Consider the following 21486-nt stretch of genomic DNA (forward strand, 5'->3'; position numbering starts at 1 on the left):
GCGTCATTGCCATGGATCATGCCTCGCTGTGACATCCGCACGCCGGATCGCTCGCACGCTGTAAAGTGCGCTGGGAATTGCGCCCGAGTACACACCAGCCAGGAGCGAAGAGTTCATGACCGAAGCTGCCGCACCCGTCGGTGAATTGACCGCGCTGGGTACGCCGCTGCGTCCGTTCCGCTTCGGAGCGGCCGGAGAGGGCAACAAGCAGGAGGGTGGCGCGCGCAAGTTCGTTCAGACGGCGCAGGAAGCCGAAGAGATGGGTTACGACACCTTCTTCGTTCCTGATCACCTGGGCGATCAGATCGGCCCGATCGCCGCGCTGGGCGCACTCACCCAAGCCACCTCCAAGATCCGCCTCGGCACCTCGGTGCTGGCGAACGGTTTACGCCATCCGGTCGTGGTCGCCAAGGAATTGGCCACCCTCGACGTCCTGTCCAAAGGGCGGCTCGAGGTCGGCGTCGGCGCGGGCTGGATCAAGGAAGAGTTCGACAACGCGGGCATCCCGTTCGAGCGTCCCGGCATCCGGCTGGAGAAGCTCGACGAGTCGCTGACCATCCTGGACACGCTGCTGCGCGGTCAGGAGTGCAATTTCGAGGGCAAGCACTACCAGGTGCGTGGCATCAAGGGCACTCCGCGCCCACGGCAGGGCCCGCGCCCGCCGTTGTGTACCGGTGGCGGCGGTCCGAAGATGCTGGCACTGGCGGCCAAGCACGCCGACATCGTCTCGGTCGTCCCGCAGACCACCAAGAACGGCAAGGGCCTGCTCTCGGGCATCACGCTCGAGAAGACGATCGAGAAGGTCAACATCGTCAAGGCCGCTGCCGGTGACCGGTTCGCCGACATCGAGCTGAACTGGGCCATCACCGCTATCGTCATCACCGACGACCGGGAGAAGACCGCCGAGATGGCGCTGCGCGCGATCGAACGCGGCCTGCATCCCGACCTCGAAGTCGACGTCGAACTGACCGTCGAGGAAATCCTGAGCTCGCCCTACATCGCGATCGGCACGTTCGAGGAAATCGCCGAACAGGTCAAGCGTGTGCGGCAACTCACTTCGATGTCGTACGTGGGCATCTTTCCCACCCAGATGGACGCATTCGCGCCTGTCATTCCGCTGCTGCGGGAGGACTGAGCGGGGGCTCTCTGTAACATGACTCTGGTTTGAGAACATCTAGCCGATAGCGGTCACCGCGCAGACCGCTCGAAAATCCGCAGGCTGTCGACGCACGTTCGTGTGAGTTCGACGGCCGGTGGCGATATAGCGAGTCGAGGCCGCAGAGCTTGTCATCGCGTCCTCGCAAGGAGAAGAAGGAATGGAAGAGACTTTCGACGACTACCTGGACGCAACCGGGAATATCAACATTCCCGAGGGTCGGACCCTGGTCGATCACGTCGAGAAGCACACCCGTAACGATGCGAATACGCTCGCGTACCGCTACATCGACTATTCGCGGGAACGCGACGGCGAGGTGCACGAGCTGACCTGGCAGGAGTTCGGAGTACGGCTGCGCGCGGTGGCCGCTCGCCTGCAACAGGTGACCAACCCGGGCGACCGGGTCGCGATCCTCGCGCCGCAAGGCCTGGATTACGTGATCTCCTTCTTCGCGGCGATCTACGCCGGCACCATCTCGGTGCCGCTGTTCGATCCCGACGAGCCGGGTCACACCGACCGCCTGCACGCCGTCCTCGGTGACTGCGAGCCGTCGGCGATCCTCACCGCGACCTCTTCGGCCGCCGGTGTGCGCCAGTTCTTCCGCTCGCTGCCCGCCGCGCAGCGTCCGCGCATCATCGCCGTCGACGCCATCCCGGACACCCTCGGTGACTCCTGGGTGCGCCCCGACACCGCGATCGACGACATCGCCTACCTGCAGTACACCTCGGGTTCCACCCGGGTGCCCGCCGGTGTGGAGATCACTCACCGCGCGGTCGGCACCAACCTGCTGCAGATGATCAACTCGCTGAACATGAACGAGAACTCGCGTGGCGTCACCTGGCTCCCGCTGTTCCACGACATGGGCCTGCTCACGGTGATCCTGCCCGCGGTCGGCGGCAAGTTCATCACCATCATGTCGCCGAGTGCGTTCGTGCGTCGTCCCTCGCGCTGGATCAACGAACTGGCCGCCGTCTCCGACGGTGCCGGCACGTTCGCGGCCGCGCCGAACTTCGCCTTCGAGCACGCCGCCGCGCGCGGTGTGCCCAAGGCGGGCGAGTCGCTCGACCTGTCGAATGTGATCGGCTTGATCAACGGGTCCGAGCCGGTGACGGTCTCCTCGATGAAGAAGTTCAACGAGGCGTTCGCGCCGTACGGGCTGCCCAAGACCGCGATCAAGCCCTGCTACGGCATGGCGGAGGCGACGCTGTTCGTCTCGGCTACCCGCGCCGAGGACGAGGCCAAGTACGTCTACGTCGATCGCAACGAGCTCAACGCGGGCCGCATGGTGCGCGTGGACCAGTCCGACGAGACCGCCATCGCGCAGGTGTCGTGCGGTTACGTCGGGCTGTCGCAGTGGGCCGTGATCGTCGATCCGGAATCGGCGGACACCGCCCAGGGTCGCGAGCTGCCCGACGGGCAGGTCGGCGAGATCTGGCTGCACGGCAACAACATGGGCATCGGTTACTGGGGTCGCCCCGCCGAGTCCACCAAGGCGTTCCGCAACAAGGTCACCGAGCCGGTCGAAGGCGGACACGCCGAAGGCACCGGTCCGGATGCCGACTGGATGCGCACCGGCGACTTCGGCGTCTACTTCGAAGGTGAGCTCTACATCACCGGTCGCGTCAAGGACCTGGTGATCGTCGACGGGCGCAACCACTACCCGCAGGACCTGGAGTTCTCCGCGCAGGAGGCGTCCAAGTCGCTGCGGCCCGGTTTCGTCGCGGCCTTCGCGGTGCCCGCCAATCAGCTGCCCGCCGAGGTCTTCGCCGCCGACAGCCATTCCGGCCTGAAGTTCGACGTGGACGACGCGTCCGAGCAGCTGGTGGTCGTGGCCGAACGTGGCCCCGGCGCCGGTAAGGCCGACCCCGGCCCGATCGCCGACGCGGTGCGTGCCGCGGTGTCGCTGCGCCACGGCGTGACTGCTCGTGACATCCTGCTGGTGCCCGCGGGTTCCATCCCGCGTACCTCCAGCGGCAAGATCGCCCGGCGCGCCTGCAAGGCCGCCTACCTCGAGGGAACGCTGCGCGGTGGTTACACCCAGCAGGCTTTCCCCGATGCACCGGAAGAGTAATTCGGCACGTCCGAAAAGGAGGTGACGCCCGGTGTGCGATGCAGGCCGGGCGTCATTCCACGGCGCGCCCTGTACGCAGACAGGTAGCTTGAGGAATTGATGGCTGACAACGAGGGCACGCCCACCCCGAACCCTGACGTCCCTGCCGAGACGAACGATCTCTCGGTGGCCGAGCTGCGTGAATGGCTGCGCCGCTGGGTCGCCGATGCGACCGGGCAGTCTGTCGACGCGATCACCGTCGACCGGCCGATGGAGGAGTTCGGGCTCGCCTCGCGCGATGCTCTCGCCCTCGGTGGTGACATCGAGGACCTGACCGGCGTGGTGCTGACCCCGACGGTGGTCTACCAGCACCCGACGATCGCCTCGCTGGCCGAGGTCATCGTGCACGGTGAGCCGGAGCCGCCTGCCGAGGATTCCTCGGAGTACACGGCCGCGTTCGCGCCTTCCGAGGCGCACGATGTCGCGGTGGTCGGCCTGTCCACGCGTCTGCCGGGTGCGGGCACCACGCCCGAGTCGACCTGGGAGTTCATCATCGGGCGCGGTGACGCGATCCGTGAGCTGCCCGAAGGTCGCTGGTCGGAGTTCCTCACCGATCCGTCCGTGGCCAAGACTATCGACCAGGCCAACACCCTCGGCGGCTACCTGGACCAGGACGTCATCAAGGGGTTCGACGCCGAATTCTTCGCGATGTCGCCGATCGAGGTCGAGCAGGTCGACCCGCAGCAGCGGCTGATGATGGAGCTCACCTGGGAGGCGCTCGAGCACGCGCGTATCCCGGCGAGTGACCTCAAGGGCGGGCAGGTCGGCGTATTCGTCGGCTCGTCCACCAACGATTTCCAGATGATCGCTTCGCTCGGCCTCGGCGACACCGATCCCGACGCGCCTGCCTCGTCCCGGGGATACGCGCTGCTCGGCGGCTCGACCGGCATCATCGCCAACCGCGTCTCCTACTTCTACGACTTCCGTGGCCCGTCGGTCACCGTCGACACCGCCTGCTCGTCGACCATCGTCGCCGTGCACCAGGCCGTGCGCGCGCTGCGTGCCGGCGAGGCAGACGTGGCGCTCGCCGGTGGCGTGAACATGATCCTGGCCCCGGTCATCACCCTCGGGTTCGACCAGAACGGCGCCGTCGCCAAGGACGGGCACATCAAGGCGTTCTCCTCCGATGCCGACGGCATGGTTCGCTCCGAGGGCGCGGGCATGATCGTGCTCAAGCGCCTGGCCGACGCCGAGCGCGACGGCGACAACATCATGGGCGTCATCAAGGGTTCCGCGGTGAACTCCGACGGTCGTTCCAACGGTCTGTTCGCGCCCAACCCCGACGCACAGGCCGACGTGCTGCGCGCCGCCTACCGCGACGCGGGCATCGTTCCCAACACCGTCGATTACATCGAGGCGCACGGCACCGGCACTCCGATCGGCGACCCGATCGAAGCCGAGGCGCTGGCTCGCGTGATCGGCCGTGGCCGCGACGCCGACAAGCCCGCCCTGCTCGGTTCGGCCAAGACCAACTTCGGTCATCTCGAATCCGGCGCGGGCGCGGCGAGCCTCGCCAAGGTGCTGATGTCGTTCCAGCACAACGTGATTCCGCCGAACATCAACTACGCCGGCCCGAGCCCCTACATCCCGTTCGAGCAGGCCAACCTCAAGGTCGTCGACGAGGCCACCGAGTACCCGCGCTACAGCGGCGTCGCGACCGTCGGCATCTCCGGCTTCGGTTTCGGCGGCACCAACGCGCACGTGGTGCTGCAGGAGTACGTGCCCACGGCCCCGGTCGTCGAGAACGTGACCGCCGAGAACGTGACCGCCGAGCAGGTCGCCGCCGAGGAGATCGAGGGCGAGGAGACCACCGATGTGGTCGCCGAGGCCATCGCGATCACCGAGGCCGCTGTCGAGCCGGTGGAACCGGTCGTCGAGTGGGACGGCGAGCGCGACGAGCCGTTGCCCGTGGTCCTCGCCGTTTCGGCCTACCTGCCCTCGCGTCGCAAGCGCGCCGCCACCGAGCTGGCCGACTGGCTCGAAGGCGCGGGCAAGGATGTGCCGCTGGCCGACGTCGCCCGCTCGCTGGCCAAGCGCAGCCATCAGCGTTCGCGCGGTGTGGTGGTGGCCAAGACCCGCGAAGAGGCCGTCACCGGCCTGCGCGCCATCGCCGAGGGCAAGCCGGGCGCCGGGGTGTTCACCGCCGATTCGCCCGCGTCCAACGGGCCGATCTGGGTGTTCTCCGGTTTCGGCTCGCAGCACCGCAAGATGGCCAAGCAGCTCTACGGCGAGAACTCGATCTTCCGCAAGACGGTCGACGAGGTCGACGCGCTGGTGCAGGACGAGGCCGGTTACTCGATCCGCGAGATGTTCCTCGACGACGAGCAGGACTACGACGTCGGCACCTGCCAGGTCGGCATCTTCACCATCCAGCTCGGCCTCGCCGCGTTGTTGCGTGCCCACGGCGCGGAACCGGCCGCGGTGGTCGGTCATTCGATGGGCGAGGTGGCAGGCTCCTACATCGCCGGTGGCCTGTCGATCGAAGACGCGGTGCGCGTGATCTGCGCCCGTTCGCGCCTGATGGGCGAGGGCGAGCAGATGCTCACCGACGACGAAGTGCGCAATATGGCGCTGGTCGAACTCAGCGCCCACGATGTGGCGCTGCTGCTGCCGAAGTACCCCGACGTGGAGTGCGCGGTGTACGCCGCGCCGACCAACACCGTCATCGGCGGGCCCCGCGAGCAGGTGGAGCAGATCGTCGCCGAGGTCGAGGCGATGGGCAAGTTCGCCCGCATCCTGCCGACCCGCGGCGCGGGCCACACCTCCCAGATGGACCCGCTGCTCGGCGAACTCGCCGCCGAACTGGCGGGCATCGAGCCGACCTCGCTGAAGACCGGCCTGTACTCCACCGTGCACGAGGGCCTGTACTTCAAGCCCGGCTCCGACCCGATCCACGACGAGCCCTACTGGGTGAAGAACCTGCGCCACAGCGTGTGGTTCACCAACGCGGTGAAGGCCGCCGTCGACTCCGGGCACACCACGTTCCTCGAGCTGGCGCCCAATTCCGTTGCGCTGATGCAGGTTCTCGGCACCACCTTCGCGGCGGGCGTGCACGACGCGCAGCTCATCCCGACGCTCAAGCGCAAGGAAGACGAGTCCGCCGGTGTGATCGGCGCGCTCGCGCAGCTCTACGTCCACGGCCACGCCGTGAACCTGAGTTCGCTGCTGCCCGAAGGCGATTACGCCGACGTGCCGCGAACCGCGTTCGTGCGCAAGCCGTACTGGCCCAAGGTCTCGATGTCCTCGGGTGGCGGCAACACCCGGGTGCCGGGTGCGCACGTCGCCATGCCGGACGGCCGTCACGCCTGGGAGGTCCAGGCCTCCTCGGTGAGCGACCTGGCCGCGCTGGTGCAAGCCGCTGCCGCACAGGTTCTTTCCGATGTTTCGGTCTCGGTCTCACATCCGCACGCCGCACTGCCCACCGCGGGCACGCTGACCACCACGTTGACTCCGCACCTCGGCGGCGCGTCGGTCCAGGTGCACGCCAAGTCCGGGGCCGGGTTCACCCTGCTCTTCGACGCGGTCGTCACCTCCGGCGCCGCGCTCCCCGAACCCGTTGCCGCCGTGGCGGTTCCGGTCGAGGAAACCGCACCGACCGCCGCCGAGATCGCCATCGCCACCGGCGACCGCTGGAGCCCCGACAGCGGCGAGACCATCGAGCAGCGGCTGTGCGTGATCGTCGCCGAATCCATGGGCTACGCCGTCGAGGACCTCCCGATGGAGATCCCGCTGATGGAACTCGGCCTCGATTCGCTGATGGCGATGCGCATCAAGAACCGCGTCGAATACGAATTCGACATCCCGCAGCTGCAGATCTCGGCCGTGCGCGACGCCAGCCTCCACGAGGTGTCGAAGGTGCTGCGCTACGCGATCGAGCATCGCGACGAGGTCGCGGCGATGGCGGAGAAGCAGGCTGCCGCCAAGGCCGCCGGTGAAGATGTCGAGCTGGGTGTCGACGCCAATTTCGTCGAGGCTGCTCGGGCCGCGATCGCCGCGGGTGAGGATCCGCTGGCGGTGGCGAAGAAGGCCGAAGCCGAGCTGTCGTCGGAAGCCGCTGCCGCCGAACCGGTTTCGGATGCCGACGCCAGTTCGCCTGCACCTGTCGCCGAACCGGTTTCGGAGCAGGCGCCTGCCGAGTCGGCTGTCGCCGACATCGACTATTTCGCCGATGCGAGTGCCGACGAGGACAACGTTCCGCCACGTGACGCGGCCGAGCGCCTGACCTACGCCACGTGGGCAGTCGTGACCGGCACTTCCCCGGGCGGCATCTTCAACACCCTCCCGATCTTGGAAGAGGAGCTCGCCGAGAAGATGGCGGCACGTCTGACCGAGCGGGTGGGCGCCGAAGTGACTCTCGACGATGTGCTGGATTGCGAGACCATCGAGCAGCTCGCCGATGTCGTCCGCAACCTGCAGGACAGTGGCGCCGACGTGGAGGGCTTCATCCGTCCGCTGCGTGTGCGTCCCGAGGGGTCCGACACCGTCCCGCTGTTCGTCTTCCACCCGGCCGGTGGCAACACCCTGGTCTACGAGCCGCTGATGAAGCGACTGCCCGCCGACACGCCGGTCTACGGCTTCGAGCGGGTCGAGGGTTCCATCGAAGACCGTGCGCGCGAGTACCTTCCGGAGCTCCGCAAGATCCAGGGCAACGGTCCGTACGTGCTCTACGGCTGGTCGTTGGGTGCTGTGCTGGCACTGCAGGTGGGTCAGCTGTTGCGCGAGGAAGGCGCCGACGTGCGCTACGTCGGCCTGATCGACCTGGCGATGACGGTCGAGGGCGAGGACAACAGCCCGGAGGAACGGGTGCGTCGCCTCGAGCGGTACCAGGCCTTCGCCAAGAAGACCTACAACGTGCCCACCACCCTCGACCGAGACCAGATCGAGGAACTGGCGGCGGTCTCCGATACCGAGCAGTTCTCGATGATCAGCGACCTGATCAAGCTCTCCGGTGCGAAGATCCCCGGCGGTGTGCTCGAACACCAGCGCACCTCGTGGCTGGAGAACCGCGCCCTGCTGGCGGTGGAGCCCCGGCAGTACGACGGTGACGTGGTGCTCTACCTGGCCGATCGCTACCACGATGGCGCGATCGAGCTCGAGCCGCGCTTCGCTGATCGCAGGCCCAACGGTGGCTGGGACGAGTTCATCCCGAACCTGGAGGTCGTCCACATTCCGGGCGACCACCTACAGATTGTCGACGAACCGCGGATCGGTCAGATCGGTGCCGACCTCGCTGCCAAGCTGGCCGCGATTTCCGCAAAGGGAGAGTAAGTAAGTGAGCACGACCGCCGAAAAGCTTGCCGATCTGCACGAGCGGCTCGAGCTCGCCAAAGAGCCCGCGGGCGCGAAGGGCATCGCGAAGCGGGCGCACAAGGGCATTCCCAGTGCCCGCGACCGGATCAACCAGCTCCTCGATCCCGGCACCTTCGTCGAGATCGGCGCGCTGGTGCGCAAGCCCGGCGACGCGACCGCGCTCTACGGTGACGGTGTCGTCGTCGGCCACGGCAAGGTCGAGGGCCGCCCGGTGGCGGTGTTCTCCCATGATCAGACGGTCTACGGCGGTTCGGTCGGTGAGGCGTTCGGTCGCAAGCTGTGCGGCTTGATGCAGTACGCCTCCAAGGTCGGCATTCCGCTGGTCGGCATCAACGATTCCGGTGGCGCGCGCGTGCAGGAGGCGATCAGCTCGCTGGCCTGGTACGCCTGGATGGCGACCAACCTCGAGCCGCTGTCGGGCATGGTTCCGCTGGTCTCGGTGATCCTCGGCAACTGCGCCGGTGGCGCGGTGTACGAGCCGATCTGCACCGATGTGGTGGTCGCGACCGAGTCCGCGCACATGTTCGTCACCGGCCCGAAGATCATCAAAGAGGTCACCGGCGAGGACGTGAGCCTCGAGGAGCTCGGCGGCGCGCGCACGCAGGCCCAGTACGGCAACATCCACCACGTCGCCAAGGACGAGGAGGCGGCCTTCACCTGGGTGCGCGAGTACCTGGGCTACATGCCGAGCAGCTGCCAAGAACTGCCGCCGGTGGTGAACCCCGGCCTCGAGCCGGAGATCACCGACTCCGACCGCGAGCTGAACACGTTCATGCCCGACTCCGACAACGCGGGCTACGACATGTACGACATCCTGCTGCGCATCTTCGACGACGGTGAGTTCAAGGAGATCAGCGCCGACACCGGCCAGAACATCATCACCGGTTACGCGCGCATCGACGGCCGCACCGTCGGCGTCGTCGCCAACCAGCCGATGTCGGCGGCCGGCGCGCTCGACGCCCGCGCCTCCGACAAGGCCTCGCACTTCGTGCGCCTGTGCGACGCCTTCGAGATCCCGCTGGTCTTCGTCGTCGACACCCCCGGCTTCCTTCCCGGCGTGGAACAGGAGAAGGTCGGCGTCATCAAGCGCGGCGGGCGCTTCCTGTTCTCCTACGTCGAGGCCTCGGTCCCCAAGATCACCCTGGTGGTCCGCAAGTCCTACGGCGGCGGCTACGCGGTGATGGGCTCCAAGCAGCTCGGCGCCGACATCAACCTCGCCTGGCCGACGGCCCGCATCGCGGTCATGGGAGCTGAGGGCGCCGTCAGCCTCCTCGGCGCCGCCCAGATCGCCGCCGCCCCCGAAGAGCAGCGCGCTGCCATCCGCCAGAACCTGATCGATTTCTACAATGCCAACGTCGCCACCCCGTGGGTGGCCGCCGAACGCGGCTTCATCGACGCCATCATCGAACCGGCCTCCACCCGCCTCGAACTGCGCCGAGCCCTGAAACTGCTCCAGGACAAGAAGATCCAGCGCAACCCGCGCAAGCACCACGTCCTGCCGCTGTAGATCGAACCCGAACGGGCCGCCACGGAAACTCTCCGTGGCGGCCCGTTCGCGCAGTCTGGATCAAATCTTCCCGAGGTCGATCTCCACGGGAAAGGGAGCCGAGACATCGATCGCTCCTATGAACATGTCGCCGGTCCGGTACGACTCGGTCGCCGGGTCGAGAATGTAGGTATAGATCAGCGGGACACCGTTGGCCGCCTGCTCGATCCGCCAGTAGAAGGCGATGCCCGCCTTCGCGTATTGGTCCACCTTGACGATGCGGTCTGTGGTCTCCGAACCGGGCGAGACGACCTCGACGACCAACAGCACGTGTTCGGGCCGGGTCGGCGTGAGGTCGATCGTGTCAGCCCGATAGACAACGACATCGGGTCGCCGATTGGTGAGCGGAACATCTTGGAGTCGGACGTCGAAGTCGGTGTCGGCATTCCAGTCCGGTCCGGCCGCGGCGTCGAGCGCGTTGGCGAGAATCCGAGCCAGCCGGTTATACCGCTGGGACGCACTGGGACTCACAACAACCATCCCGTCCACGATCTCGATGCCCGCGCACCGCTCCTCGGACCAGGTGTCGTACTCCGCTGCCGTGATCTGCGCGCGCATCCACGCGGGGAGAATGGCAGTCACGGCGCTCCTTCCGGCCAAATTTCCGAGCGGTCGGCGCACCCGCTGGACCAAATCCAATCGTGCGACCGGAAAGCTCGAAGGAGTACGCGAGCTCAGCTAAGTGATTCGGGTTCGCGACGATCCGAGTCGGGCGTTTCTGGTTGACCCACTACCGCCGGTAATTCGGGTTCGGGTTGTACCCCGCGCCCGGGTGCGGTGCGTACGGCTGGTTCTGGGGGTGTGGCGCGTAAGCGGGTGCGCCGTATCCGGGAGCGCCCTGCGGCCACTGGCCCTGGGCTTGCGGCGACCCATACGGAGCGGGTGCGGGCTGCTGCCACTGGCCCTGCGCCTGTGGGAAGCCATGCGGGGCGGGCATCGGCGCACCGGCGGGCGGGAAACCCTGCGGCGCGGTCGCGGCGCGGCGAGCCCGGCGCGACCGGAGATTGCTCCGCAGCCAGAACGCGGAGCCGACGCTCATCAGGGCGCCGCCGCCGATCAGCATCCACCCGGTGCGCTTGTTCTGGGCTTCTTGTTCGGCGGCGTCGCGCTCCACCGACGAGCCCTTGCTGGTCGTCACGCAGGTCTGGCCCGCCGACATGGCCTTGCCGTCGCAGTCGGCACCGCTGTTGAGCGTGACGATTCCGCCGAAAACGAGGAAGGCGCCGAAAACAACGCCCAGCACCGAGTAAAGAAGGTCTTTCACGTAATCCCCCAAGCATTTCGATCAGTCGAGACACCGTACCGCGTGCGATAAAACACCGTCACGATCGCATCGGCGACGATTCGACAGCCGAAAAAACGGGCCGTCACCGAGGAATTCGGTGACGGCCCGCCGCGCTGCGTCGAGAAATCAGGCGACAGAGGCGGATTCGATGATGACGTCGTCGACGGGGACGTCCTGGTGGGGGCCGGCGCTGCCGGTGGTGACGGCGGCGATCTTGTCGACTACCTCGAAGCCGTCGGTGACCTTGCCGAAGACGGCGTAGCCCCAGCCCTGGCCCTGAGGCGCGGAGTGGTTGAGGAAGGCGTTGTCGGAGATGTTGATGAAGAACTGCGCGGTGGCCGAGTGGGGGTCGTTGGTGCGGGCCATCGCGACGGTGTACTTGTCGTTCTTCAGGCCGTTGGTGGCCTCGTTCTGGATCGGCGCCTGAGTCGGCTTCTGCTTCAGGCCGGGCTCGAAGCCGCCGCCCTGCACCATGAAACCGGGGATGACGCGATGGAACACGGTGCCGGCGTAATGGCCCGAGTTCACGTAGTTCACGAAGTTGGCGACCGTGTTCGGCGCGGCCTGGTCGTCCAACTCGAGCACGATCGGTCCGTAATTGGTTTCGAGATTCACCTTGGTCATGGAGTCGAGTCTAGGGCGAACCGCCGAGCGTCCTGGCAGGTGCCGCACGGTCGGAGTGCCGGGTGGAAAGTCTCGGGCGTGAATCTGCTGGTGATGAAGGTCAGCTCGCCAGTGCGGAGAGTTGGCCGGTGTCGCCGCCGAGCAAATGGCGGGCGCGCACCAAATGATCCGCGGCAGCGATGATTCGGTCGTAAGACGTGGTTGTGTCAGGGATGCCATAGTGCTCGGCGAACCACCGCGCGGCCTCGGTCCATGAGTACAGGGCATAACCGTCACCGCTCATCGGCGCGGGGAAGCCGCCCGGCCCGCGATCGCCATTGGCGAGCCGACGAACGCTTTCGTAAGTGCGGCCGGTTCTGACTGCGATCGTTTTCAGGGTCACCAGGTTCTCGGTGCGCACGCCCACGACGGCGAAACCGGCGGTCTCGGCCTGGCCGACAGCGCTGATAATGGCCGATGCGAGGGAGTCATCATCACGATGCAGGTGCAGTAGAGGGGTCGTGCGTGGGCCGAACTCGGGAGTTGAATCGTCGAGCCCCGCGTCGTAGAGCGCGTCGAGTTCGTCATCGGTTGGCGTGTGATCGAGTACCAGCGTGAATTCATGGCGACCCATGACGATTCCTTTCACTCGGTGTGCCCTCGCGTGAACCGGCGGATGGCGTCGGCGTTGTCTTCTGGGACGCGAGGGGTCGACCAGATAGCAATCGTGTCACCGCTGGAACGGTGGCGGACGACGCCCCAACGGTGTCCACGGTGGACTTCTTCGACCTCGAAACGATCCAGGTCGAGCTCTGCGAGGGCCGTATTGATTGCCTTTTTCGGATGCCGCCCCCTGCTGACCATGTGGTGTGACTATGCACCCCTGGTGCATAGTCACACCAACTATATTACCGACTCGGCGTGCGACCCCTCGCATGTACCGAGGGACAGATAGCATGTCGAACCGTGCCAGACGCCGCTACAGCCGTTCTTACCAAGCCTCCTGCCGAACCGGTGGCCACCGCGAAGGACTTCCGGATCGCGCGATGGATCGCGATCGTCGCCGGGATTCTGGGTGCCCTGTTCGCGGTGGCTACGCCGTTTCTTCCGGTCACCCAGACGACCGCGCAGCTGAACTGGCCGCAGAACGGCGCGCTCGGAAACGTCCAGGCGCCGCTGATGTCGCAGGTGCCGATCGACCTGAATGTGTCGATCCCGTGTTCGGCGGTGGCGACGCTGCCCGAACAGGGCGGCATGTTGCTGGCGACCGCACCCCCACAGGGCGATCGCGCGGCCCTGGAGGCGCTGTTCGTGCGCGTGTCCGATACCGCCGTCGATGTGGTGGATCGCAACGCGGTGGTCGCCTCGGCGGACCGGTCGGCGATGGACGGGTGCTCGGCGATCCGGATCAGCTCCGATCAGAACCGCACGAGTGCGGAGTTCGTGGGGCTGAGCAAGCAGGTCGAGCGGCCGGTCGCCGGTCAGCCCGGCGTGGTGGAAACCGTGCAGGTGCCCGTGCAGGGGCAGCTCGCCGGTGACCTGCGGCCCCAGATCGTCGGCGTGTTCACCGATCTCGAAGGCGCGGTGCCGCAGGGTCTCTCGCTGACCTCGACGATCGACACCCGCTTCTCGTCGAGCCCGTCGCCGATCAAGCTGGTGGCGATCATCGCGGCCGTGCTGTGCACCCTGCTGGCGCTCGGCGCGCTCGCTCGTCTCGACGGCAGTGACGGGCGTGGGCACCGCCGCTTCCTGCCGCGCAACTGGCTGAAGCCGACCTGGGCCGACGGTGCGGTGGTCGGCACGCTGCTGGTCTGGCATTTCGTCGGCGCCAACACCTCCGACGACGGCTACATCCTGTCGATGGTGCGCGTGGCCCCCGACGCGGGTTATATGGCCAACTACTTCCGCTGGTACGGCGTCCCCGAGGCGCCGTTCGGCTGGTACTACTACGTCATCCAGGTGTTCGCCGAGATCTCCACGGCCAGCCCGTGGGTGCGCGTGCCCGCGCTGATCTGCGCGATCCTGTGCTGGATGGTGATCAGCCGCGAGGTGGTCCCTCGCCTCGGCAATGCCGTGAAGCGCTCTCAGGTGGCGCTGTGGACCGGTGGACTGGTGTTCCTGGCGTTCTGGCTGCCGTTCGACAACGGCCTGCGTTCGGAACCGATCGTGGCCCTCGGCGCGCTGCTCACCTGGGTTTCCATCGAACGCGCCATCGCCACCGGCCGTCTGTTGCCCGCCGGTATCGCGGTGCTGATCGCGGCGTTCACTCTCGCGGCCGCACCGACGGGTCTGATGTGTGTGGCCGCGCTGCTGGCCGGTATCCGGCCGCTGGTGCGGATCATCGTGCGCCGTCATCGCGAGTTCGGCACGATCGCGCTGCTGGCTCCGATCGCGTCGGCGGGCGTGCTCGTGCTCACGGTCGTCTACGGCGACCAGACCTTCGCGGGTATCCAGGAAGCCAACCGGGTGCGTCAGGCCACCGGCCCGAACCTGGCCTGGTACGAGGACTACCTGCGCTACTACTACATGTTCGTCGAGACCGTCGACGGCTCGCTGGCCCGCCGCTTCGCCTTCCTGGTGATGCTGCTGTGCCTGTTCACGACGCTGCTGGTGCTGCTGCGCCGCCGTCAGGTACCGGGGATCGCGTCGGGCCCGACCTGGCGTCTGATGGGAATCGTCTTCGGCACGATCTTCTTCATGATGTTCAACCCCACCAAGTGGACCCACCACTTCGGCGCCTACGCGGGCATCGCGGGTGGGCTCGCCGCGGTGACGGCGGTGGCGGTGTCACAGAGCGCGCTGCGGTCACGCAAGAACCGGGCGATCTTCCTGGCCGGATTGCTGTTCGTGCTCGCGCTGTCGTTCTCGGGCATCAACGGCTACTGGTACGTGTCCAGCTACGGCGTGCCGTGGTTCGACAAGACCATCTCGCTGCGTGGCGTGCATTCGAACACGGTGATGCTCATCCTGTTCGGCGTGGCGTTGGCCCTGGTCGGCTGGTACGCGCTGCGCGAGGACTATGTGCGGCCGGTGCCGTCGGCGAAAACCAAGCGCGGCAAACGGATCCGCAAGTTCGCCGCCATCCCGCTGACCGTCGTGGTCGGACTGATGGTGCTGTTCGAGGTGCTCTCGCTGGTCAAGGGTGCCACCCAGCAGTACCCCGGCTACTCGCTCGGCCGCTCCAACATCGACGCGCTGAGCAACAACTCGTGCGGCCTGGCCAACGACGTGCTGGTCGAACCCGACCCGAACGGCGGCAGGCTCGACCCGATCGTCGACCCGGCCCGTCCGTTCACCGACCCCAGCGACCCGCTCGCGGGCACCGGCTCGGTCGGGTTCACCCCCAACGGCGTGCCCGGTGACCTGTCGGCCGACGCGGTCGAGGTGAAGCCGGGTACCGGCAACACCAGCAACCAGTCGGTGGGCGCGGCCTTCGCCGAAGGCGAGAGCGCGGGCACCGGCGGCGGCGAGGGCGCGCGCGGCATCAACGGTTCGACCGTGGCGCTGCCGTTCGGCCTCGACCCCGCCCAGACCCCGATTCTCGGCTCCTACCAGGAGGGCATGCAGCAGCCGGCCCACCTGGAATCGGCCTGGTACGGACTGCCCGCCCGCTCGGACGACTCGCCGCTGGTGGTGATCAGCGCGGCCGGTCGCATCGCCTCCAAGGACGACTCGGGCTCCGACAAGTACGGCCAGGCGCTGTTCGTCGAATACGGCACCCGCAACCCCGACGGCAGTGTCACCACGCTCGGCGCCTACCAGCCGCGCGATATCGGCCCCGCCCCGTCGTGGCGCAACCTGCGGGTGCCGCTGGCCGATCTCCCGGCCGAGGCGAACGCGGTACGCGTGATGGTCAACGACCCGATCCTGATCGGTGATCAGTGGCTGGCGTTCACCCCGCCGCGGGTACCGAAGCTGCAGACGCTGGACACGTTCATCGGCCGTGACCAGCCGGTCCTGCTGGACTGGGCCGTGGGCCTGCAGTTCCCGTGCCAGCGTCCGTTCGCGCACAAGAACGGCGTGGCCGAGGTGGCGAACTACCGGATCCTGCCGGACCGTCCGCTGGCGATCTCGTCGACCGACACCTGGCAGGCGCAGGAGTTCGGTGGTCCGCTCGGCATGACGCAGATGCTGGCGAGCCGGGTCACCATCCCGACCTATCTGAAGGACGACTGGGCTCGCGACTGGGGCTCGCTGGAACGCTACGACCAGTACGCGCAGGCCACGCCCGCCGAGCTGGAGACCGGCACCGCGCCGCGCGACGGGCTGTGGAGCCCGGGCCCGCTGCGGGTGTTCTGACCTCGGCCGGACAGTAAAAGGCGCGGATCACAGGATGTGGTCCGCGCCTTTGTGGTCGTATGAGGGACAGGAGTCAGACGTTGAGCATGCGACGGTTCAGGTCGCGGCGTAATACCTCTTGTGAAGGCAGTCTTTCCAGTACCCGCATTACGGCCGGTCGTAGTTCTTGCTTCTCGTCGTTGCTGAGCAACTCGACGAGATCTCGTAGATCCATGTCATCGAAGGCTCCTGTCATACCCACCAGGGTACGTGCTCAAACCCGCAGGCACAGGACCTTTACCATGTCATTTACAGGTGTTTCATCAAACTGAAACCCTAACGGACACTGGGGGTTTCGTAAGAGACATGGGCAAGTGCCCGGTCACTGCCCTTGCGCTGCCCTAGTCTCTACGCCCCTACTGTGCCCGAATTGCCGGTTCTTTGGCGCGTCCTGTCTGATCGATCACAGTCACCCCGATCTTCGCGGGCGGTGCGGGCTGATACGGCGTGAACCGCTCCAGCGAGCCCCAGTCACGGCCGAGATCGTGGTCGAGATAGGTGGGCACAGTCTCGGCCTTCAACAGCAGATTTGTCCACCCGAGCGGGCCGCCGCCGATGTCGTCCTGCCAGGCGTTGGACGCGTCCGAACCGACCCGGTCGGGCATGATCCGCCACTGGGGGGCCTCCGCGACGCCGTCGTGGTGCTCGAACGGGCGCTGGCAGGGGAACGCGAGGCCGACGTGCCAGTCGAGCAGCACCGGGTCCGTCCGGCCGACCACCGAGTCCAGGGTGGCCAGTTTCGGCAGGCGCGGCGGTGTGACCGCGAGCCACTGCTTGCCGGTGATGTCGTTGTCGGCGGCGACCAGGCGCACCGCGTTCACGCCGACGGGCAGCTGATCGATCGGCACGCGCAGGTTGCGCCACGACGGGGCGGGCCCGATATCCATCGGCGCGACCGAACCGGTCACCTCGACGGAACCGTCGGCGGCGCGGGTGCCGTATTCCAGGCGCAGATCCTGGCCGTAGTGCACCACGCCGTCGGTATCGACGTAGCGGATGCGTCCGGCCGCGGTGACCACGAGGGCCTGATAGGCGGCATCGTCGCGAACACTGTCGCCGAGGTCGACGCCGTACCACTGTGAGGTCAGCTTGGCCTGCTGCTGCACGCCGTCCTGGAAGGAGCCGAGGACCGGGGTCCGGGCGGGGTCGAGGCCGAACGGCAGGGCCACGGTGCTGCCGTTGATGCCCGGTTCGGCGCTGGTGCCGCCGCCGGTACCCGCGCCGGTGGTCTTGGTGGTCTTGTTGGCGGAATCGGTGTCGACCGAGTTGGCGCCGCCGACCACGGTCTCGTCGGCATCGGCGGTGAGATCGTCGGCGACGCCGTCCGGGGTGAAGCCGGTGGATTCGGCGTTCAGCCCGTCGGCGGGGGCGCCGGTGTAGGGAGTGAGCAATGAATCGGCGGTATTCGTTTCCACCAGAACGTCATTGGCGAGGCCGCAGGTATCGCCTCCCAGCGAATTGATATTCGACTTCGCGATGGAATAGGCGGGGTACTGGGTGATCGCGCCCTTGGCCATCGACGCCACCTCGAACAGCACGAGCAAGGCCGCCGCGATGGTCAGCGGCATGGTCGCGAAACGATCGAATCGGCCTGTGTCCGACGGGGTTCGGTAGGGGTCGCGCAGGTGGAAATACAGCGCGACGAGGAGGGCGAGGATGCTGAGGCCGAGGAACAGGGTCGAAACGCCCTTGCCCGCCACCATCGGCGCCTTGTCCCAGAACGGCACGCCGTAGCTGGACACGTACCACCAACCGTTGGAGCCGGTGAAGGTCATCGCGAGCAGGAACAGAACGGCCGCCGCGAACAGCGAGCGATTGCGTGGGGCGCGAATTCCGTTGGTGCCCACAGCCACCGCGGCCAAGGCCGCCAGCGAGCCCGCGAGGCCCGCGTAGACGCCGAAGTGGTGGGTCCACTTGGTCGGCGTCCACATCATCAGCAGGAGTGCGGCGAAGACGATGCCGAGGATGCGCACCGAGGGGCCGCGTGAGGTGCCGGGGATGCGGCCCTTGCGCAGGACCTGCAGGATGCAGACGAGCAGGCACAGCAGCATCACCAGGACGCCGAAACGGCGGGCCAGCGAGCCGTCGGGGGAGAGCATGAACAGCGAGTCCCAGCGGGTGCGCTCGTCGAACCAGGCCACGTTCGGGCCCACGAGGGTGCGGACTCGGGTGGCCTCCATGACGGTGGCCAGCGTCTGGTCGGCGAAGACGATGATGAGTACCAGCGTGCCCGCCGCGACGCCAGGGGCCAGGAGCGCGGCATAACGGAAGATCTTGGTGCCCAGCGAGAGTCGCTCGGGCTTGCGGCCGGCGGGCGCGGCACTCTGATCGGCGGCATCGACCGCACTGTCAGCGGCGGGTCGGCGTGGTCGCAGACCTTGCGCGCGTTTGATGATGATCTGCATGACCGGGCGGGTGCCCGCGATCAGCGCGGCGATGCAGATCAGGCCGGTCGGACCCGCCGCCAGCGAGAACGCGGCGACGAGGACGGCAAGGGCGGCGGGCAGCAGTCGCGCGGTGGCGATGGCGCGTTCGATGAGGCACCAGGTGAGCAGCGCGCCCGCCGCGATCAGCGGTTCGGGGCGAAGGCCGTTGTCGTAGGGGAGCCAGAAGGCGAGGAACACCAGGCCCGCCGTCCACAGCGCCACCTTGTCGCGGCGCACGCGAGCACCGAGGCGGGGCAGCACTTCTCGGCTGATCACCGCCCAGCAGACCAGTCCGGCGGCGAGGGCGGGCAGGCGCATCCACGGGCTGGCGTCGGAGACCTTCGTCATCCAGGCGAGCAGTTCGTAGGACCAGCCGAACGGGGCCTCCGGCACGCCGAACCAGCGGTAGTAGTTCGCCATGTAGCCCGACGGGCCCGACGCGCGCGCCATATTGAGGATGTAGCCGTCGTCGGAGGTGTTTGCCCCGATCACGTGCCAGCCCAGCAGCGTCACGACCACCACCACGTCGGTGGGGGTGATCCGCCACCAGTGCCGGGGCAGGAAGCGCCGCGCGCGTCGGCCGTCGGCGGTGTCGATCAGGTGCAGCGCGATCAAGGCGAGCAGGGTGAAGACCCCGGCGCCGATCATCGCCACGAGTTTCAGCGTGGTCGGCGTCGAGGTGAAGCGTGAGTCGATATCGGCGTGCAGCCGGGCGCCGGTGAGGGCGGCCGCGTCGAGGTCGGTGTAGATGCCGACGATCTGCGGGCGCTTGTCGACGGTGACGGTGTTGCGGAACGGGGTGCCGTCCTGGCGCGCGGCACCGACGAACTCGACGGTGGTCGCTTCGATGGTCGAGACGATGCTGATCCGCTCACACCCGCCGATCTCGGCGATCGGCGCCGACAGCATCGGCACATCACGCGCCTGCACTCCCACCACACCGTCTCGCACCGTGACGCTCAGGCCGCGGTCGGCTTTGCCGGAGGCGGCCGGAATCGTCGTCAACAGGGTGGTCGTGCTCGGGTTCTCCGCGCCGGGGCCGGGCAGACCGTTCAGCATCGTGCACGGCAGCTGCGCGTCGAGCCGCTGCGGCACATACGACACCAGCGGTGCCTCGACGCTGGTCGCGCCCGCCTGGGGCCAGTCCAGGCTCGCGCGGTCCTGGCGCACCGGCAACAGCGGTGTGAGCAGGGCAAGCACGAACCCGAGCAGCCCACAGACAAGGGCGATCAGGCGGTATCGGGTGAACGCTCGTTCAGATCGGTCCGGTCGCACGGGGACTGATGCTAGCCATCGAACCTGTGCGCGGGTCGGCGCCGCTCCTGATGTGGCCCGGGCGCGACAGGGTTTTCAGCCGCGCACGGCCTAGCCGGTGCGGCGGTCGGCCCAGTCGAGCTGGGTTCGGGCCCAGTCGGGGATCTCGGTGTCGGGACGCGGGAAGGCGGCGAATTCGGCGCGGAGGTCGTCGGCCGAGACCTCCGGCATCCAGTCGGCGACGGCAGCGGTGGAGTAGTTGGTCTTGTATCGCGTCGGCCCCGCGATGAAGATCTCGGCGCTGAGCCAGGCCCCGGTCGCGGGGTCGTAGGACATGCGTTTGTGATCGGTGAGGTATTCGAGCACCTCGGTGGGCGGCATCAGGTTGGTGACCGTTCCGTTGCGCTCTTTGATCTGCACACCGGCGACGGTCTGCTCGCCGACCTGCAGCGACCACAGCAGTGCGAATTTCTGGCCGGGTGCGAGCAGGGCGATGGTGGCGTCGATGACGACCCGTTCGATCGCGGCGAGGGAGTCGAGCTGCTCGCGCGGTTCTGGTTCACGGCCGAGACGTTGCGTCCGGGTCAACAAAAGATCGATCCGCTCCGGTCGGTTGAGCGTCATGGCTATACCTCTGCATCCGTACCGATCAGCGCTACCAAAACCTGATTTCGGTCGGCCGAACTTCCAACATTTCGCAGCGTACTCGCCCCGCGACACCGACCGCGCGGTTTGTTGACACTGACCGGACATATTGTGGTCTATCGAGCTCCCGCACACCAGTAGCTATCGGGTGTCGATAGACACAGGGTCGACGCCGTCACACCGCGGGATCGGCTCACGCCGCCGATGCGCGCAACGCGAACCAGCCGTCGCGTGGGTCGGCGAAGCCGTGATAGACCAGGGGAATGCGCTGGTCGATCGCGAAATACCGGTAGACGGCCTCCATCGCCTGGCGGACCGAATGCGCCTGGAAATCATCGATGCGGCGCACGCCGATGCGCCGTTCGGGCAGCATCGCCAGCCGGGTGAGTTCGGCCGGATCGTCCACATCGAGCCCCCATGGCGCGGGTTCCTCGATGAGATGGTCGTGCAGAACCTCCCGCGCGACCGGCGGATCGTGGCGCGGGCCGGAGAACGCGACCTGCTGCGCGCGTGCGAGCCCACGGGTGTCCAGCGGGGTGCGCACGGCCTGGATCAGGTCGATCAGTTCGGAGTCGGGGGTGGGTTCGAGCATTCGCCCGGCGACCGGGGCCTGTTCGAGCAGGTGCATCATCTGCCCGCCCAGAACCAGCGGTTCGGGCACCAGGAAAACGCTGATGCTCGGGCAGGAGCAGTTCAGGCCGGTGAGGCACACCCTCGTGTGCAACGGATCGGACATACGTCCTCCTCCGGTAGCGGGTCGCCGAGACCCGTGACGTGCAGAATCTGATTCCAACGCCGGCCGCCGAGGGGGTT

At 67.3% G+C, this 21486-nt stretch carries 13 protein-coding genes; 5 read left to right on the forward strand and 8 right to left on the reverse strand.

The features are described 5' to 3' along the window. Positions 1-115 precede the first annotated feature (115 nt). The 4 genes from QX204_RS32990 (at position 116) to QX204_RS33005 (ending at position 10083) form a co-directional block, all read left to right on the forward strand. Positions 116-1135: an LLM class F420-dependent oxidoreductase gene (locus tag QX204_RS32990; RefSeq protein WP_056822285.1), complete on the forward strand. Its 1020-nt coding sequence runs from the start codon at positions 116-118 to the stop codon at positions 1133-1135. A gap of 181 nt (positions 1136-1316) precedes the next feature. After that, positions 1317-3227, forward strand: coding sequence for a long-chain-fatty-acid--AMP ligase FadD32 (gene fadD32 / locus QX204_RS32995; RefSeq protein WP_056822283.1), 1911 nt, complete (start codon positions 1317-1319; stop codon positions 3225-3227). A gap of 99 nt (positions 3228-3326) precedes the next feature. Beyond that, entirely contained in the window at positions 3327-8534 is a 5208-nt protein-coding gene (gene pks13 / locus QX204_RS33000; protein WP_301904368.1) for a polyketide synthase Pks13, read from the forward strand. A gap of 4 nt (positions 8535-8538) precedes the next feature. Beyond that, the gene (locus QX204_RS33005; RefSeq protein WP_056822279.1) at positions 8539-10083 is read left to right on the forward strand and encodes an acyl-CoA carboxylase subunit beta; all 1545 of its coding nucleotides are present in this window, start codon (positions 8539-8541) and stop codon (positions 10081-10083) included. A gap of 60 nt (positions 10084-10143) precedes the next feature. On the opposite strand, the gene QX204_RS33010 is transcribed toward QX204_RS33005, so the two are convergent. The 4 genes from QX204_RS33010 to QX204_RS33025 all read right to left on the reverse strand — a co-directional run bounded on the left by QX204_RS33010 (position 10144) and on the right by QX204_RS33025 (position 12644). Beyond that, complete coding sequence (locus tag QX204_RS33010) at positions 10144-10704, reverse strand: Uma2 family endonuclease (RefSeq protein ID WP_301904369.1); 561 nt, start codon at positions 10702-10704, stop codon at positions 10144-10146. Between the two features lie 148 nt (positions 10705-10852). Beyond that, positions 10853-11386 (reverse strand): hypothetical protein, encoded by a 534-nt coding sequence (locus tag QX204_RS33015; RefSeq protein ID WP_301904370.1) that lies wholly within the window; start codon positions 11384-11386, stop codon positions 10853-10855. 147 nt (positions 11387-11533) lie between these two features. Continuing rightward, positions 11534-12031, reverse strand: a complete 498-nt coding sequence (locus tag QX204_RS33020) for a peptidylprolyl isomerase (RefSeq protein ID WP_056822265.1) — start codon at positions 12029-12031, stop codon at positions 11534-11536. A 100-nt stretch (positions 12032-12131) separates the two neighbouring features. Continuing rightward, positions 12132-12644 carry a hypothetical protein gene (locus QX204_RS33025; RefSeq protein WP_301904371.1) on the reverse strand — a complete coding sequence of 171 codons (513 nt, stop codon included), beginning with the start codon at positions 12642-12644 and terminating at the stop codon, positions 12132-12134. Positions 12645-13024: 380 nt separating this feature from the next. On the opposite strand from QX204_RS33025, the gene QX204_RS33030 reads away from it, so the two are divergent. Continuing rightward, complete coding sequence (locus tag QX204_RS33030) at positions 13025-16309, forward strand: arabinosyltransferase domain-containing protein (RefSeq protein ID WP_301908196.1); 3285 nt, start codon at positions 13025-13027, stop codon at positions 16307-16309. A gap of 73 nt (positions 16310-16382) precedes the next feature. Here the strand turns inward: QX204_RS33030 and QX204_RS33035 are convergent, their stop codons facing one another. From QX204_RS33035 to QX204_RS33050, 4 genes are all read right to left on the reverse strand, one after another. Further along, entirely contained in the window at positions 16383-16523 is a 141-nt protein-coding gene (locus QX204_RS33035) for a hypothetical protein (protein ID WP_165610232.1), read from the reverse strand. Positions 16524-16704: 181 nt separating this feature from the next. After that, positions 16705-20049 carry an arabinosyltransferase domain-containing protein gene (locus QX204_RS33040; protein WP_301904372.1) on the reverse strand — a complete coding sequence of 1115 codons (3345 nt, stop codon included), beginning with the start codon at positions 20047-20049 and terminating at the stop codon, positions 16705-16707. A gap of 90 nt (positions 20050-20139) precedes the next feature. Beyond that, positions 20140-20652, reverse strand: coding sequence for a hypothetical protein (locus QX204_RS33045; RefSeq protein WP_301904373.1), 513 nt, complete (start codon positions 20650-20652; stop codon positions 20140-20142). A gap of 214 nt (positions 20653-20866) precedes the next feature. Continuing rightward, positions 20867-21409: a hypothetical protein gene (locus QX204_RS33050; protein ID WP_301904375.1), complete on the reverse strand. Its 543-nt coding sequence runs from the start codon at positions 21407-21409 to the stop codon at positions 20867-20869. Positions 21410-21486 lie beyond the last annotated feature (77 nt).

Origin of the sequence: Nocardia sp. PE-7 (assembly GCF_030486425.1) — a bacterium.
Taxonomy (GTDB): Bacteria; Actinomycetota; Actinomycetes; order Mycobacteriales; family Mycobacteriaceae; genus Nocardia; species Nocardia salmonicida_A.

What these genes read in the sequence shown, in the direction of transcription:
- QX204_RS33035 (WP_165610232.1), bottom strand. Translation starts at nt 16,523, where the DNA reads ATGGATCTACGAGATCTCGTCGAGTTGCTCAGCAACGACGAGAAGCAA.
- fadD32 (WP_056822283.1), top strand. Translation starts at nt 1,317, where the DNA reads ATGGAAGAGACTTTCGACGACTACCTGGACGCAACCGGGAATATCAAC.
- QX204_RS33025 (WP_301904371.1), bottom strand. Translation starts at nt 12,644, where the DNA reads ATGGGTCGCCATGAATTCACGCTGGTACTCGATCACACGCCAACCGAT.
- QX204_RS33045 (WP_301904373.1), bottom strand. Translation starts at nt 20,652, where the DNA reads ATGACGCTCAACCGACCGGAGCGGATCGATCTTTTGTTGACCCGGACG.
- QX204_RS33050 (WP_301904375.1), bottom strand. Translation starts at nt 21,409, where the DNA reads ATGTCCGATCCGTTGCACACGAGGGTGTGCCTCACCGGCCTGAACTGC.
- pks13 (WP_301904368.1), top strand. Translation starts at nt 3,327, where the DNA reads ATGGCTGACAACGAGGGCACGCCCACCCCGAACCCTGACGTCCCTGCC.
- QX204_RS33020 (WP_056822265.1), bottom strand. Translation starts at nt 12,031, where the DNA reads ATGACCAAGGTGAATCTCGAAACCAATTACGGACCGATCGTGCTCGAG.
- QX204_RS32990 (WP_056822285.1), top strand. Translation starts at nt 116, where the DNA reads ATGACCGAAGCTGCCGCACCCGTCGGTGAATTGACCGCGCTGGGTACG.